We start from the raw sequence: 14,198 nt of genomic DNA on the forward strand, positions 1-14,198 counted from the left end.
ACTGGCTACCGGTGCAAGGTGACGAGTCCGCTTCTCCCGACCTCGCGCAGTTCCCCGCGCCCCTGGTGTGCCCCTACCGGAGCGCCTCGGGGAGAGGCGCACTGTGCAGCAGCTGCAGCCCCGACACCGCTCGCGTCAGTGCGACGTACAGCCGTCGCAGGCCGGTCCGCTCGTCCGGCTCGCCCGCGATGACGGCGGCGGGCTCGTCGAGGACGACGTAGTCGTACTCCAGGCCCTTGGCGAGTGAGGCGGGGACGAGAGTGAGGCGGGCCTCGGCGCTGGTCTCGGTGCCGGGGGTCAGGTACGGGAGGCCGGCGGCGGCGAGGGCCTCGGCGTAGCGCGGGATGCGGTCGTCGGCGGCGATCAGGCCGGTGGAGCCCTCGTGGTCGAGGGCCTTGCGGCAGGCCTCGATGACGGCCTCGACCAGGCCGTCCGGGTCCGGGGTGTGGCTGATCTCCAGCGAGCCGGGCAGGTCGCGGATCGATGAGGCGGGGGCCAGGCCGGGGGCGATCTCGGGGAGTAGGCGGGAGGCGTAGGCGATCACCTCCTCCGGCACGCGGAAGCCCTTGGTGAGCTCCTCGATGTGGGCCTCGGGCTTGCCGAGGTGGTGCAGGGCCTCCGGCCAACTCGCCGTCGCCCAGGGGGTGGTGCCCTGGGCGAGGTCGCCGAGCACGGTGGCCGAGCCGGTGCTGCACCGGCGGCCGACGGCCCGGTACTGCATGGGGGAGAGGTCCTGGGCCTCGTCGAGCACCACGTGGCCGAGCGAGGCGGTGCGCTGCACCAGGTCGGTGGCCTCGTCCACCAGCACGGCGTCGGCTGCCGTCCAGGGGGCGGTCTTCACCGAGCGGGCGGGCTTGGTCCAGAGCAGGGCGGCCTGCTCCTCCTCCGAGTAGACGCCCTCGGCGCAGGCGGCGAGGAACCCGGGGTCGGAGAGCAGCCGGTGCACCAGCTTGGCGGGGTCGACGGCCGGCCAGCACTCCTTGACCACGGCCTTCACGGCGGCGTTGCGGGCCACCGCGTCCTGCACGCGGTCGTCGGGGGCCTCGCCGCCCTGCTCCATCTTGAGCAGCACGGCGTGCGCGATCCGCTGTGGCAGGGCCTCCCTGGCGGCGCCGTAGCGGATCTCCCGGTTCTTCAACTCCTCGATGATCTGGATCAGTTCGTAGGTCGGGACGCGCCAGCGGCGGGAGCCCCGGACGACCACGCAGGGCTCGGTGGGCAGGGTGATGCCGGCTCGGACGGCCCGGCGCAGCACCTCGGCCATCCGGGCGTCGCCCTTGAGCCGGGCCGCCTCGGCGCTGTCCTCGCCGCGCACCTCCACGTGCCCGACCAGCTGCTGGACGGTGGCCTGTGCCACGTCCAACTCGCCGAGCGCGGGCAGGACTTGCTCGATGTAGCTGAGGAAGGAGCTGTTCGGGCCGATCACCAGGGTGCCGGTGCGGGCCAGCCGCTCGCGGTGGGCGTAGAGCAGGTAGGCGACGCGGTGCAGGCCGACGGCGGTCTTCCCGGTGCCGGGGGCGCCCTGGACGCAGACCGTGCCGGTGATGTCGGCGCGGACGATCTCGTCCTGCTCGGGCTGGATGGTGGCGACGATGTCGCGCATCGGGCCGACGCGGGGCTTCTCGATCTCGGCGGCGAGCAGCGCGGAGGTGGTCTCGGTCTCGGCCGGGTCGGTCAGGTCCTCGTCCTCGTAGGCGGTCAACTCGCCGCCGGTGTAACCGAATCGGCGCCGCTTCTCGACGTCCTGCGGGTCGGTCCGGCTGGCCCGGTAGAACGGTTGGGAGACCGGCGCGCGCCAGTCGATCACCATCGGGTCGCCGTGGGCGTCGTGCACGTGCCGCCGCCCGATGTAGAACCGCTCGCCCGAGCCTCCCTCGGCCAACTCCTCGCTGATCGCGTGCAGGTAGTCCAGCCGGCCGAAGAAGAGCGGGGTGTGCGCGAGGTCGGCCAGGGCGGCGATCCGGTCGGTGACCTGCCGCTGGAGGACGGCAGCGGACACCCAGGTGCCGGCGACGTCCTTCAGGTCGAGGGACTCGACGTCCGCGCGCATCGCGCGCAGCGCGGCCCGGGAGGACGCGAGGTGGTCGCGCTCGCGCTGGAGCGGGTCGGGGGTGGTGGGGGCGTCGGGGGTGGGGGCGTGCACAGCGAACCTTCCCGGCGGCCGCTCATGGCGGCAGCGGTCTCGTCGTAGCTCACAGTGAAGGACCCCGGCCGGTTGCCGACCGGTCGGGACCTCCCCCGGCTGCCGAGACGGCACCACGGTTCGGGAGGGGGCAGACGAAAGATCCTAGACCCGGGCCGGGCTGGAGGCGAATCCTTTTGCCCCGGGGTCTCGGGGTCGCGCCCCGAACGAGTTAAGGGGCGTCGTACTCCTGAAGGACGACTTCCGGCCCCTCGGGTACGGCCTTTGGGTTGATGTGCACGGATGTCCGAAAAACTACCGTTGTCCCCATGAGCACCGTACAGATGACGGCGCCCCCGGCAGCGGCCACGACCCCCCGGGCGCGCACCCAGCAGTCCACCCACCAACCCCGGTTCGCCCACGGCGCCACGGCCGTCGAGCCCACTCCCGGCCGCCGACGAGGGCGCGCGTCGGCGGCCGTGCGGAACGTCGGGATCGCCCTCGACACCGTCGCTCGCGTCGTGTTCCTCGGCCGCGACGGCGTCAAGCTGTAGCGCTCGGCCGGTTACAGCACGTCGTCGGCGTCGATGATCCGGTACGCGTAGCCCTGCTCCGCCAGGAAGCGCTGCCGGTGTGCGGCGAAGTCCTGGTCCACGGTGTCCCGCGCCACGACGGAGTAGAAGTGCGCCGCGTGGCCGTCCGCCTTGGGCCGGAGCACCCGGCCGAGCCGCTGGGCCTCCTCCTGGCGCGAGCCGAAGGTGCCGGACACCTGGATGGCGACGGTCGCCTCCGGCAGGTCGATGGAGAAGTTGGCCACCTTGGAGACCACCAGCACGCTGATCTCCTTCGTCCGGAACGCGTCGAACAGCTTCTCGCGCTGGGTGTTGCTCGTCTCACCCTTGATGACGGGCGCGTCCAGGGCCTCGCCCAGCTCGTCCAGTTGGTCGATGTACTGGCCGATGATCAGCGTCTGGTCCTTCTCGTGCTTGCGGACCAGCGCCTCCACCACCCGCCGCTTGGTCGCGGTGGTCGCGCAGTACCGGTAGCGCTCCTCCGGCTCGGCGGTCGCGTAGGCGAGCCGCTCCGAGTCGGTGAGCGTCACCCGCACCTCGCAGCAGTCGGCGGGGGCGATGTACCCCTGCGCCTCGATCTCCTTCCACGGAGCGTCGAAGCGCTTCGGGCCGATGAGGGAGAACACGTCCCCCTCGCGGCCGTCCTCACGCACCAGGGTCGCCGTCAGCCCCAGCCGGCGGCGGGCCTGGAGATCGGCGGTGAACTTGAAGACCGGCGCGGGCAGCAGGTGCACCTCGTCGTAGACCACCAGGCCCCAGTTGCGGGCGTCGAACAGCTCGAGGTGGGCGTAGACGCCCTTCCGCTTGGTGGTCATCACCTGGTACGTGGCGATGGTGACCGGGCGGATCTCCTTCTTGGTGCCGCTGTACTCACCGATCTCGTCCTCGGTGAGCGAGGTGCGCTTGACCAGCTCGTGCTTCCACTGCCGCGCGGAGACGGTGTTGGTCACCAGGATCAGCGTGGTCGACTTGGCCTCGGCCATCGCCGCCGCGCCCACCAGCGTCTTGCCCGCGCCACAGGGCAGCACGACCACGCCGCTGCCGCCGTGCCAGAAGCCCTCCACGGCCTGCTGCTGGTAGGGCCGCAGCTCCCAGCCGTCCTGGTCCAGCTCGATCGGGTGCGCCTCGCCGTCCACGTACCCGGCGTGGTCCTCGGCCGGCCAGCCGAGCTTGAGCAGCACCTGCTTGATCTCCCCGCGCGCAGAGGGGTGCACGATCACGGTGTCCGGGTCGACCCGCGCGCCCACCAGCGGCGCCATCTTCTTCGACTTCAGCACCTCCTCCAGCACCGGCCGGTCGGTGGTGGTCAGCACCAGGCCGTGCACCGGGTGCTTGGAGAGCTGGAGCCGCCCGTACCGCGCCATGGTGTCCGCAATGTCCACCAGCAGCGCGTGCGGCACCGGGTAGCGCGAGTACGTGACCAGCGCGTCCACCACCTGCTCGGCGTCGTGCCCGGCGGCCCGCGCGTTCCACAGCCCCAGCGGCGTCACCCGGTACGTGTGCACGTGCTCCGGCGCCCGCTCCAACTCCGCGAACGGCGCGATCACCCGCCGGCAGTCGGCGGCCTGCGGATGGTCGATCTCCAGCAGCAGCGTCTTGTCACTCTGGACGATGAGTGGTCCGTTGTTCACGTACGTCCATCCCTCTCGCGCGGGCCAAACCTCCAGTGTGCCGCATCCGCGGGAGGCCGTGGGCGCCGGTCGGGTGGCAGGGGGTGACCGGGCGGGGGCGGGCTCGTTGAGGAGGGTATGAACAAGCCGAACCGCTTCCTTGCCGCTGTTGCTCTCTCCGGGGCGGCGCTCGCCGTCGCTGCCGGGCCGGCTCAGGCCGCCGGCAGTCTGGTGCCGACCGCGGGGGCGCTCGGGGGTGCTCCGGGTGGGCTCTTCGGGACTGCCGCCTTCACGCTGGCCGAGCTGACCAGCGGGATGCCGATGCCCGACACCGACAAGATGATCGAGGACGCCAAGAACTCGCCCGAGGGCCAGGCGATGGCGAAGCAGCAGGGTCAGCAGCAGGGCCACTGATCCATCGCGCGGCGGAGGCCGTCCCCGAGTCGGTGCGGGGACGGCCTCCGCCGTGTGCGCGGGCCCGGTGGTCAGTCGCCGAGGAGGCGGGTGCGGTGCCGGTCGGTCCACTCCAGGGAGTCGCGGATGCCGTCGGTGAGGGAGTGGGTGGCCTCCCAGCCGAGCAGGCGCTTGGCGCGGTCGCTCACGGTGTAGGCGCCGGCCACGTCGCCCGGGCGGGCCGGGGCGTCCACGGTGGCGACCGGAGTGGCCGAGACGGTGTTGAAGGCCGCGGCCAGCTCGCGGACGGTGGTGCCGGTCCCGGTGCCGAGGTTGATCGCGGTGGACCGGGTGGTCTCGTCCAGGATCTCGTCGAAGTGCCGGACGGCCGCGACGTGGGCCGCCGCCAGGTCCCAGACGTGGATGTAGTCGCGGATGCCCGAGCCGTCCCGGGTCGGCCAGTCGGTGCCGGTCACCCGGAACGGCACACCCGTGTCCCGGGCCTCGATCAGCTTGCCGAGCGCGTGGCTCGGGCGGGCCAGCTGGAGCCCGGTGCGCATCTGCGGGTCGGCCCCGATCGGGTTGAAGTACCGCAGCGAGAGCGCCCGGATCGGCTGGGTGGCCGCGATGTCGGCCAGCATGCCCTCGCAGACCGCCTTGGTCCGCGCGTACGGGCTCTGGGTGCCGATGGCGGAGTCCTCGCGGACGGTCAGGTCGTCGTTGGCCTGGTAGATCGCCGCCGAGGAGGAGAAGATCAGCCGGCCGCAGCCGTTGCGCAGCAGGTGGTCGGTGAAGTCCAGGGTCTTGGCCACGTTCGCCCGGTAGTAGCCGACCGGGTCGGCGACCGAATCCGGCACCACGATGAGCGCCGCGCAGTGCACCACGGCCCGGATGTCCGGGTGCTCGGCGAAGATCCGGTCGATCAGCCCGCCGTCGGCGATGTCGCCCTGGTAGAAGGCCCGGCCGGCGGTGAACTCGCGGCGCCCGGTCACCAGGCTGTCCAGGATCACCGGGGTGATTCCGGCGTCGATGCAGGCGGACGCGACGGTGCTGCCGATGTACCCGGCCCCGCCGGAGATCAGGATCTTCATGGCCCGATCGTAGGCGAGCGGGCCATGCCGAGGTCGGGACATACCGGGCGGCCGACCCTGCGGGGAATCCGGCCGGCCCGGTCTCAGGCGGTCTCCTCCACCTCGGCGACGCCGGTGATCCGGTGCAGCAGGAAGGTGCGGACCTCCTCCGCGTGGTGGTCGTAGGCCGTCACGTACCCGCCCTCGACCTTGACCGGGTCGACCACCCGCTGGGAGGCCAGGCCCTCGGCGTTGACGTAGCCGATCCACATCCGTTCGCCCAGCATGACGGCGGTCTGCAGCGCGGCGAGCGTGTCGGCGGCGGCCGTGCGGGGCAGTTGGCGCAGGTCGGTGCGGGCCGGGCCGCTCTGCTGAGGGTTGGCGGCGGGCCCGGCCACCGTCTCGCGGCGGACGGCCGTCGCGGCCCGGTCGCCCGCCCGGACGGCCTTCACGGCCGCGCCGAGCAGCGCGTCGTCCGGCACCGGCGGGCCGTCCGGCACGGGCACCGGGGCCGACCGGGGCGGGGTGCGGTGGGTGTCGGGGCGGGTGATCAGCACGTCGCCCTCGGCGGATTCGGCGGCCGGGGCGTACCCCATCGTGCGGAGCACGGCCAGCAGCGTGTCCGGCGCGGCCTGGGCGGCCAGCACGGTCGGGGCGAGCAGCCGCAGCCGCAGCTCCACCGCGCGGCGGTCAGCCTGCACCTCGGCGAGCAGGGCCGGGTCGTCGCAGCGCACGTAGCTGGAGGCCGCGCCGACCCGGAGCACGCCGTGCCGCCGCGCCACGTCGTCGATCAGGTACGCGAGCGGCTGGGGCACCGGCGTGCGGGAGTGCTGGGCGAGGAAGGCGTGCAGGTCGGCGGCGGTGCGGCCGGCGTCCAGCGCGCGGCGGACGGATTCGGTGGTGAACCGGTAGACCGTGGCGCCGCCCTTGGACTCGATGTCGGCCGCCAGCGCGAGTGCCTGGGCGAGCGGGGTGAGCAGCGGACCGGGGGCGATCGCGGTCAGGTCGGGCTGGAGGATCACGTGGTCGAGCGGCTCGGGCAGCAGCGGGGCGAGGGCCTCGACCACCTCGTCCGAAGTGCCGGAGCCCGAGCCGGTGAGCAGCGCGCGGGCCGGGGTGCCCAGCGCGCCGCGGCCGGTGATGCCCAGCTGTTCGGCCTCGGCTAGCGTCCACTCGGTGAGGTGTTCGCGCAGGTCACGGCCGTCGGGGGCGGTGGGGCCGCCGCGCAGCGGGCGCTGCCAGCGCAGGGCGGGCAGCAGGGCGGCGGCGCCGGCCACCGAGCCCGGCGGCAGCGCGGCGAGCAGGCCGAGGACGGCGCGGCGGGTGCTCGGCGCGAGGGTGCGGTCGAGCTCGGGCCCGAGGGCGGCGCGGGCCTTGCCCTTGCCGTCCGGGGAGCCGACCAGCCCCGGGGTACGGGTGGTGGCCAGCCAGGTGCGGGCCAGCAGCGCCCAGCGCTCGGCGATCGACTGCTGGAGCCAGAGGTCGTACGCGGGGGTGGGCGCCCAGTGCTCGTCCGCCTCGCCATCGGGGGCCAACAGCCCTGCGGCGTAGCAGAGTTCGAGCCAGAAAGCGGCCACCGGCTCGGGGCACTCCAGGGTCAGCGCGGCGCGCTTGAGGTCGCGCACGCCGAGGCCGCCGGCCCGCAGAGTGGGCGGGGGCTGGAGCGCCCAGGCCTCCAGCAGCTCCTCGACGGTGCGGACGGCGGTGTACGCCTGGCCGGCCGCCGCCGTGTCCACAGCCTGTGGATCGCGCTGTGCGTCGGTGACGGGGGTGGGGCGGACGGGCTCGGTGACCCGGTGGCTGCGGCCGCCGCGCAGGTGCAGGGCCAGCTCGCGCGGCAGCACGACCGAGGTCGGGCTGGTCGGCAGCAGCAGGCCGCGGGCCAGCAGCCACTCGACCGGGCTGTGCGCGTCCTCGGCGGTGACCTGCCGGGTCGCGTCCGGCACGGTGCCGGTGGGCGGCCCCCAGACCAATCGTTCCAGCAGGGCGAGGGCGGGCTGAGGGGCCTCGGCGAGCAGCGCAGCGCAGCGCTTGCGGTCGGTCAGCAGGGCGGTCAGCGCGGCCACGGCCGAGACCGGGTCGGGCGTACTGGGTTGGCCGGCCCCGGCCAGCAGTTGCTGGAGCCGGGCCGGGGACATCCCGAGGGTCGCCTCGGCGAGGGTCGGTCCGAGACCGGTCCGGCCGGGGTTGGCCGCGGTCGGGGCGAGGGCCTCGCGGACCGCGATCACCAGGCGGAGCCCGTTGTCCGGCCCCCAGAGCAGGCACTGCTCGCGGAGGGTGGCCAGGGCCGCCGGCAGCGCGGCGGTGACGGCGGCGCGGTCGGCGGGGGTGGCGGACGGATGCGGCTTGACCCTCGCCGGGCCGGCCAGCAGGTTCCGCACGGTGGCCTCCGGCCCGGCGTCCGGGGCGGCGGCGAGGGCTTCGGCGACCTGGAGGGTGAAGCGGTCCAGGCGTTCCAGCGCGCGCAGGGCCGAGGCTCGCCCCGAGGCCCGGGAAGCCAGCTGGGTCAGATCACTGGGCACCGGGTTGAGCAGGTCCGGGCGGCTGCGGAGCAGTACGGCGAGATCGGCGTCCTCGCGGGCGCGGAGCTCGTCGGCGAGCGTGCGGTGGGCGGCGGAGGCCCGGGCGGGGCGGGGCGCGCTCGGCTGGGTGCTCATCCGATCCAGATTAGACCCTCCGGGTGTGGGGGGTGGGGGAAGGAGTGGTGGGGGAGGGGAACCTGAGGCGGCCGAGGCGTGGCGGGTGGGGGCGGCTCGGTCGCGGCGGCTCGGTCGGGGTGGATGGGGGCGCGGGGGAGGGGAAGCGCGTCGGCGGGCATGGTGGGCGGGCCGGTGGAGTGGGTAGCGTCTGCGGGGACGGAGCGGGGTGTGGCACATGGCTGGTGGCGAGTGGTGGCGGGTGGACGGGCCCTGGCGCGTGCTGGGGCGGGCGGCCGACGGGGCTGCCGAACCCGAGGGCGGAAGTGTGTACGTGCCCGAGGTGCCGGTCGGGCAGCCCGGGGCCGGTGGGGTGATCGGACCGGAGGATGGTGACGGGGGTCGTGACTCCTCGGCTGGTGCCGGGTCTGGTGGTGGGGCTGGTGCCGGGTCTGGGGCTGGTGGTGGGGCTGCGGGCGGGGCGGTCGGGCTGACCAAGGAGGGTGGGGACGGCGCCTGGTTGATTGCGCGGGCCTCACAGGGGCCTTCGTTGACGGCTCGGGACTTCCCTGGTTGGGACAGCGTGGTCTTCGACTTCAGCGACGTGACGGCGAAGGCGGAGGCGGCGGACGCGGCGGCGGATGCGACGTTGCCCGGACAGCGGGGCGGGGAGCAGGGCGGCGAGGGCGCGGCGGTCGGGGCCACGGGGTCGGTGGGGGCCGCTGGGGCGGCCGGGCCGGTGGCGGTCGAGCAGGCGGTGGCCAAGGCCGGGTCGGTGCTGGCGGGGCGGCGGCCGCCGTTCGTGGCGATGCTGGCGGCGCTGGTGCTGCTGGGTGGGGCGGTGTCGGGGCAGTTCCTGGCGCTGTTGGCGGGATGGGCGTTGGCGTACGTGGCACCGAAGTTGGGCGAGTGGACGCGGAAGCTGGCGGCGTTCGGCATTCCGCTGATCACGATGGCCGGGTCGACGGTCTGGTACTGGGGGCGGGAACGGGGTCGGTGGGGCAGCCCGTTGGGCGCCGGGCAGCAGCTGACGCAGGTGACGTGGTCGGCGGCGCCGGGGGTGTTGCGGCTGGCGGGGGTGCTTTCGGCGGTGTTCCTGGTGGGGGTGGCGATGCGGCGGCGCCGGTCGGCGGAGGGGCAGGGGCAGGGGTAGGGGTAGGCGTAGGTGGTGGGGGCGGCGCAGTAGGGGCGTTGATGGTGCCGCTGCTGGGGTGGGGTGGGTGCGGGGAGGGGTTCTTCCGGATTCGCGCAGTTCCCCGCGCCCCTGGTGGTGCGCCCGTGGTGTGGTGCGCCGGCGCTACTGGTGGTGCGTCAGGCGCCCAGGAAGCGTTGGAGTTCGGCGATGACGTAGTGGGCTCCGGTGTAGCCGATGCCCTGGTACCAGAGTTGGTCGCTGACGGGGAAGGCTCGGTGGTTCTGGACGGCCGAGAGGGCGTGCCAGGCCGGGGTGGTGAGCGTGGCGGCGGTCTGGGCGGCGCCGTAGGTGGCGTAGAAGAGGTAGTCGGCGTCGGCTTTGGCGATCTGGTCCGGGGGGATCTCGACGGCGAAGGTGTCGGCGTTCTGGCTGTCGGGGCGGGGGAGTTGGAGGTCGGCGAGCACGGTGCCGAGGAAGTTCTGGCGGGCGTAGAGGCGGATGGTGGGGGAGCCCTCGACGAAGCGGACCAGGCTGATGCGTTTGCCGGCGGCGCCGACCGAGCCGATCGCGGCGGTGGCCTGGGTGAGGTGGTCGGCGTAGGACTCGACGACGGCGGCGGCCTGCTCGGTGCGGCCGAGGGCCTGGGCGTGGAGTTGGAAGTCGGCTTTCCAGGGGTAGCCGGTGGTCTGGGTGAGAACGGTCGGGGCGAGGCGGCTGAGTTCCTCGTAGTGGGCGCCGTCGCGGGTCTGGTTGCCGAGGATCACGTCGGGGCGCAGGGCGGCGATCAGTTGGGGGTCGGGGGCGCCGATCGGGCCGACGTAGTTGGTGACGGAGAACCGGGAGGCGGGCCAGTAGTCGGGGAACTCGGGGTCGGCGGGGACGCGGGTGGCGCCAACGGGGGTGAGGCCGAGGGTCATCGCGGAGTCGAGTTCGGCGGTGTCGAGGGCGATGACGCGCTGGGGGGCGCCGGGCACCAGGACTGGGCCGGTGGCGGCGGTGACGGTGGTGCTCGGGACGGCGGCTGGGCTCGGGGCGGCGCTGTCGGTGCCGTTCGGGGAGCTGGGGGCGGCGGGGGTGCCCGGGGCGGGGGCGGGGAGGCGGTGGCCGGTGGTGGCGCAGCCGGTCAGCAGGAAGGCTCCTAGGCCGGTGAGGGCGGTGCGGCGCGGCAGCTGACGTGGCATCGGTCCGTCCCTTCCCGGGCGAGGGGTGTGCTGGTGTCGAAATGGCCCGGTGAGTCGATTATGTCGGAATTATCAGGAAACCTTCCGGAGAGATAGCTCTAGGGTGGGTGAGGTGTGTTTCTGATTAATTATCAGGAAGGCACCCTGATAGTTACTCTCGTCCCGACCACGGTGCGGCCGGTACGACCAGCGGAGTGCCGGTCACCGGGTCGGGGACGACCACCGACTCCAGCCCGAACACGTCCCGGACCAGCTCGGCCGTCACCACCTCGCCGGGCCGGCCCTGGGCCACCACCCGCCCCGCCTTCAGTGCGACGAGGTGATCCGCGTACCGGGCGGCCTGGTTGAGGTCGTGCAGCACCGCGACCACCGTGCGCCCCCGCTCCCGGTTGAGCCGCCGGACCAGGTCGAGCACCTCGACCTGGTGGGCGAGGTCGAGGAAGGTGGTGGGCTCGTCGAGCAGCAGGATGTCGGTGTTCTGGGCCAGCGCCATCGCGATCCAGACCCGTTGGCGCTGCCCGCCGGAGAGCTCGTCCACCCCGCGTTCGGCCAGCTCGGTGGTGGCCGTCCGGGCCAGTGCCTCGGTCACCGCCGCCTCGTCCTCGGCCGACCACTGGCGCCACCAGCTCTGGTGCGGCTGCCGCCCCCGGGCGACCAGGTCCGCCACGGTGATGCCCTCCGGTGCGGTCGGCGACTGCGGCAGCAGCCCGAGGCGGCGGGCCACCTCGCGGGTGGGGGTCCGGGCCAGTTCGGCGCCGTCGAGCAGCACGCTGCCCGCGACCGGCTTGAGCAGCCGCCCGAGCGCCCGGAGCAGGGTGGACTTGCCGCAGGCGTTCGGTCCGACGATCACGGTCACCTGCCCGTCCGGCACGGCGAGGTCGAGCCCCTCGACGACGGTCCGGGACTCGTACGCCAGGGTCAGGCCGCGCGCTTCCAGGGCCTGGGGCGAGGTGGACCGGGTCGGTTCGGGCCGGGCCGAGAAGGGGCGCGAGTGAGAGGGCGAGGGCGAGTGCGGCTGCGTCCCCGGGCCGGGGGAGGAGGTCTGGGTGGGCTGGTGGGGGTGCATCAGTTGCCTCCGCGGCGGCGGGACGAGGCGAGGAGCCACATCAGGTACGGGGCGCCGACCAGGCCGGTGACCACGCCGACCGGGAGTTCGGTCGGGGCGAGCAGGCGGCGGGCCAGGAGGTCGGCGAGGACGACGAGGAGGGCGCCGGTCAGGGCGGCGCAGGCGAGCGGGATGCGGGGGGAACGGGTCAGGCGGAGGGCGATCTGCGGGGCGGTCAGGGCGACGAAGTCGACCGGTCCGGCGGCGCCGGTGGCGCAGGCCGCGAGGACGACGCCGAGCAGGGCGGTGCCCAGGCGGACGCGGTGGAGCCGGATGCCGAGGCCGACGGCCGTCGCGTCGTCGAAGGTGATCCCGCGTTGGGCTCGGGCCGCCCAGCCGAGGAAGGGCAGGGCGGCGAGCAGGACCCAGACGAGCCAGCCGGCCTGGTCGAAGCCGGTGCCGTTCAGCGAACCGGTCGTCCAGACCTTGGCCTGCTGGGCCTGGAGACCGTCGCCTTTGGTGAGGAAGAGCGAGGTGAGGGCGCCCAGCGCGATGCTGAGCCCGATGCCGATCAGGACGAAGCGTTGGGCGTGCAGCCCGTGCCGCCAGGCCAGCAGGTGCACCAGCAGCCCCGCGCCCACCCCGCCGGCCACCGCGGCCCAGGGCACCTGGCCCGGCGAGGTGGTGAGGCCGAACGCGGTCAGCCCGACCACGACGGCCGAGGCGCCGTGGCTGACGCCGATCACGTCCGGGCTGGCCAGTGGATTCCGGGCCACGGTCTGGATCAGCGCCCCGGCCGCGCCGAGGGCCAGCCCGGTGAGCACCCCGACGACCACGCGCGGCAGGCGCAGTTCGCCGACCACCAGCTGCTCCGGGCTCGGCCATCCGAGCAGTACGTCCAGTACGGCCCCGGGAGAGACGGTGGTCTCGCCGAAGCAGAGCGAGGCGACGACGGCCCCGGCGAGGAGTACGAGCAGCACGGCGGCGACGGCGGCGGACCGGCGGTGCATCAGTGCCGAGGCGCGCCCGCAGCGGAGCGCGGCGTACCCGGGGAGGGGCGTGGTCATGCGGCGACCGTCCGGTGGGGGAGCCGGGCAGCGGACCGGGGGCGCGTGGCGGAGGTCCGCAGGGAGCCGGGGGGGGCAGCCGGGGGTGGGGTGGTTCATGCGGCGATGACCTTCCGGCGGCGGACCAGGGTGATCAGGACGGGGACGCCGACCAGGGCGGTGAGGACGCCGGCCGGGACTTCGGCGGGTGGGAAGAGGATCCGGCCGAGGGTGTCGGCGAAGAGGAGGAAGGCGGCGCCGAGGAGGGCGGAGAGGGGGAGCAGCCAGCGGTGGGAGGGGCCGACCAGGAAGCGGGCGGCGTGCGGGACGGCCAGGCCGACGAAGGCGATCGGTCCGGTGGCCGCGACGGCGGAGCCGGTGAGGACGGTGGCGGCCAGGGCGCCGAGGATCCGGGTGCGGCCGGTGCGGGTGCCGAGGCCGCGGGCGGTGTCCTCGCCGAGGGCGAGGGCGTCCAGGCCGGGTGCGGCGGCGAGGGCCAGGGCGGTGCCGGTGAGCAGGAAGGGCAGCAGCTGCCAGGCGGTCTCCGGCGTGCGGCCCGAGAGCGAGCCGACCTGCCAGAACCGGAACTGGTCCATGGTGGCCGCGTCGGTGGTGAGCACCAGGCTGGTGAGGGAGGCCAGGAAGGCCGACATCGCGGCCCCGGCGAGGGCAAGCTTCACCGGGGTGGCCCCGCCCCGGCCGGTGCCGGCCAGCGCGTACACCAGGACGGCGGCCAGCACCGCCCCCGCGAAGCCGTACCAGACGTACCCGGTCAGCGAGCCGAGGCCGAACAGCGAGATCGCCGTCACCACGCCGGCCGCCGCGCCCTGGCTGACGCCGAGGATGCCGGGGTCGGCGATCGGGTTGCGGGTCAGCCCCTGCATGACGCCGCCGGCCAGGCCCAGGGCCGCGCCGACGGCCAGGCCGACGGCGGTGCGGGGCAGGCGCAGCTCGCGGATCACCACGGTGTCGGTGCCGCCGCCCGCGTGCAGCAGGGCGTGGAGGGTGTGTCCGAGGGGGACCGTACGGCTGCCGACGGCGAGGCTGAGCAGGGCGGCGAGCAGGAGGACGGCGAGGGCGCCGGCCAGGATGCCGGTGCGGGGGAGGGTGCGGTGGCGTGGCGTATCGGCGGCCAAGGCATCCCCCTCCGGTGGTTAGCTTAGGCAAAGCTAAGTTGAGGGGACGGGGTGGGGCAAATCCGGCGAACGGAGGGAAGGGAATCGAGCGCAGAGGGCGCGGCGGGGCGGGGCGTGGGGCGAGCTGAGCCGAGCCGAGGGAGTGCAAGGCAGGGAGCCGGGGGCCAGGGAGCCGGGGGACCGAGGGGCCAGGGCCGGAGGTTCAGCGGGCCCGAGGTGAGGAGGTCTGCGGGGGTTCGGGCGCGGGGGCCG

General features: G+C 74.3%; 11 protein-coding genes. 3 read left to right on the forward strand and 8 right to left on the reverse strand.

The window, feature by feature from the left end; translation table 11 throughout:
* Positions 1–73: 73 nt before the first annotated feature.
* A complete protein-coding gene (locus CFP65_RS22140) occupies positions 74–2,050 on the reverse strand; it encodes an AAA family ATPase (RefSeq protein ID WP_174805648.1) in 1,977 nt (658 codons plus the stop codon).
* Positions 2,051–2,451: 401 nt separating this feature from the next.
* Between CFP65_RS22140 and CFP65_RS22145 the strand changes: the two genes are divergently transcribed.
* Positions 2,452–2,676 carry a hypothetical protein gene (locus CFP65_RS22145; RefSeq protein WP_158702310.1) on the forward strand — a complete coding sequence of 75 codons (225 nt, stop codon included), beginning with the start codon at positions 2,452–2,454 and terminating at the stop codon, positions 2,674–2,676.
* A gap of 11 nt (positions 2,677–2,687) precedes the next feature.
* On the opposite strand, the gene CFP65_RS22150 is transcribed toward CFP65_RS22145, so the two are convergent.
* Positions 2,688–4,325 (reverse strand): DNA repair helicase XPB, encoded by a 1,638-nt coding sequence (locus CFP65_RS22150; RefSeq protein WP_104817822.1) that lies wholly within the window; start codon positions 4,323–4,325, stop codon positions 2,688–2,690.
* Between the two features lie 117 nt (positions 4,326–4,442).
* Here CFP65_RS22150 and CFP65_RS22155 point away from each other — a divergent pair, with 117 nt between their 5' ends.
* Positions 4,443–4,718: a hypothetical protein gene (locus CFP65_RS22155; protein ID WP_104817823.1), complete on the forward strand. Its 276-nt coding sequence runs from the start codon at positions 4,443–4,445 to the stop codon at positions 4,716–4,718.
* A 71-nt stretch (positions 4,719–4,789) separates the two neighbouring features.
* Here CFP65_RS22155 and galE read toward each other — a convergent pair whose 3' ends face one another.
* Positions 4,790–5,788, reverse strand: coding sequence for a UDP-glucose 4-epimerase GalE (gene galE / locus CFP65_RS22160; protein WP_104817824.1), 999 nt, complete (start codon positions 5,786–5,788; stop codon positions 4,790–4,792).
* An 83-nt stretch (positions 5,789–5,871) separates the two neighbouring features.
* Entirely contained in the window at positions 5,872–8,424 is a 2,553-nt protein-coding gene (locus CFP65_RS22165; protein WP_104817825.1) for a helicase C-terminal domain-containing protein, read from the reverse strand.
* A gap of 529 nt (positions 8,425–8,953) precedes the next feature.
* Here CFP65_RS22165 and CFP65_RS42170 point away from each other — a divergent pair.
* Positions 8,954–9,556: a hypothetical protein gene (locus tag CFP65_RS42170; RefSeq protein ID WP_158702311.1), complete on the forward strand. Its 603-nt coding sequence runs from the start codon at positions 8,954–8,956 to the stop codon at positions 9,554–9,556.
* A gap of 158 nt (positions 9,557–9,714) precedes the next feature.
* Here the strand turns inward: CFP65_RS42170 and CFP65_RS22175 are convergent, their stop codons facing one another.
* The 4 genes from CFP65_RS22175 to CFP65_RS22190 all read right to left on the reverse strand — a co-directional run bounded on the left by CFP65_RS22175 (position 9,715) and on the right by CFP65_RS22190 (position 13,946).
* Complete coding sequence (locus CFP65_RS22175) at positions 9,715–10,719, reverse strand: iron-siderophore ABC transporter substrate-binding protein (protein ID WP_104817826.1); 1,005 nt, start codon at positions 10,717–10,719, stop codon at positions 9,715–9,717.
* A gap of 151 nt (positions 10,720–10,870) precedes the next feature.
* Positions 10,871–11,785: an ABC transporter ATP-binding protein gene (locus CFP65_RS22180; protein WP_104817827.1), complete on the reverse strand. Its 915-nt coding sequence runs from the start codon at positions 11,783–11,785 to the stop codon at positions 10,871–10,873.
* The gene (locus CFP65_RS22185; RefSeq protein ID WP_104817828.1) at positions 11,785–12,831 is read right to left on the reverse strand and encodes an iron chelate uptake ABC transporter family permease subunit; all 1,047 of its coding nucleotides are present in this window, start codon (positions 12,829–12,831) and stop codon (positions 11,785–11,787) included. Before CFP65_RS22185 ends, CFP65_RS22180 begins: the two co-directional genes overlap by 1 nt.
* Before the next feature lie 95 nt (positions 12,832–12,926).
* Positions 12,927–13,946, reverse strand: coding sequence for an iron ABC transporter permease (locus CFP65_RS22190; protein ID WP_104817829.1), 1,020 nt, complete (start codon positions 13,944–13,946; stop codon positions 12,927–12,929).
* Between the last annotated feature and the right edge of the window lie 252 nt (positions 13,947–14,198).

Origin of the sequence: Kitasatospora sp. MMS16-BH015 (genome assembly GCF_002943525.1) — a bacterium.
GTDB lineage: Bacteria > Actinomycetota > Actinomycetes > Streptomycetales > Streptomycetaceae > Kitasatospora.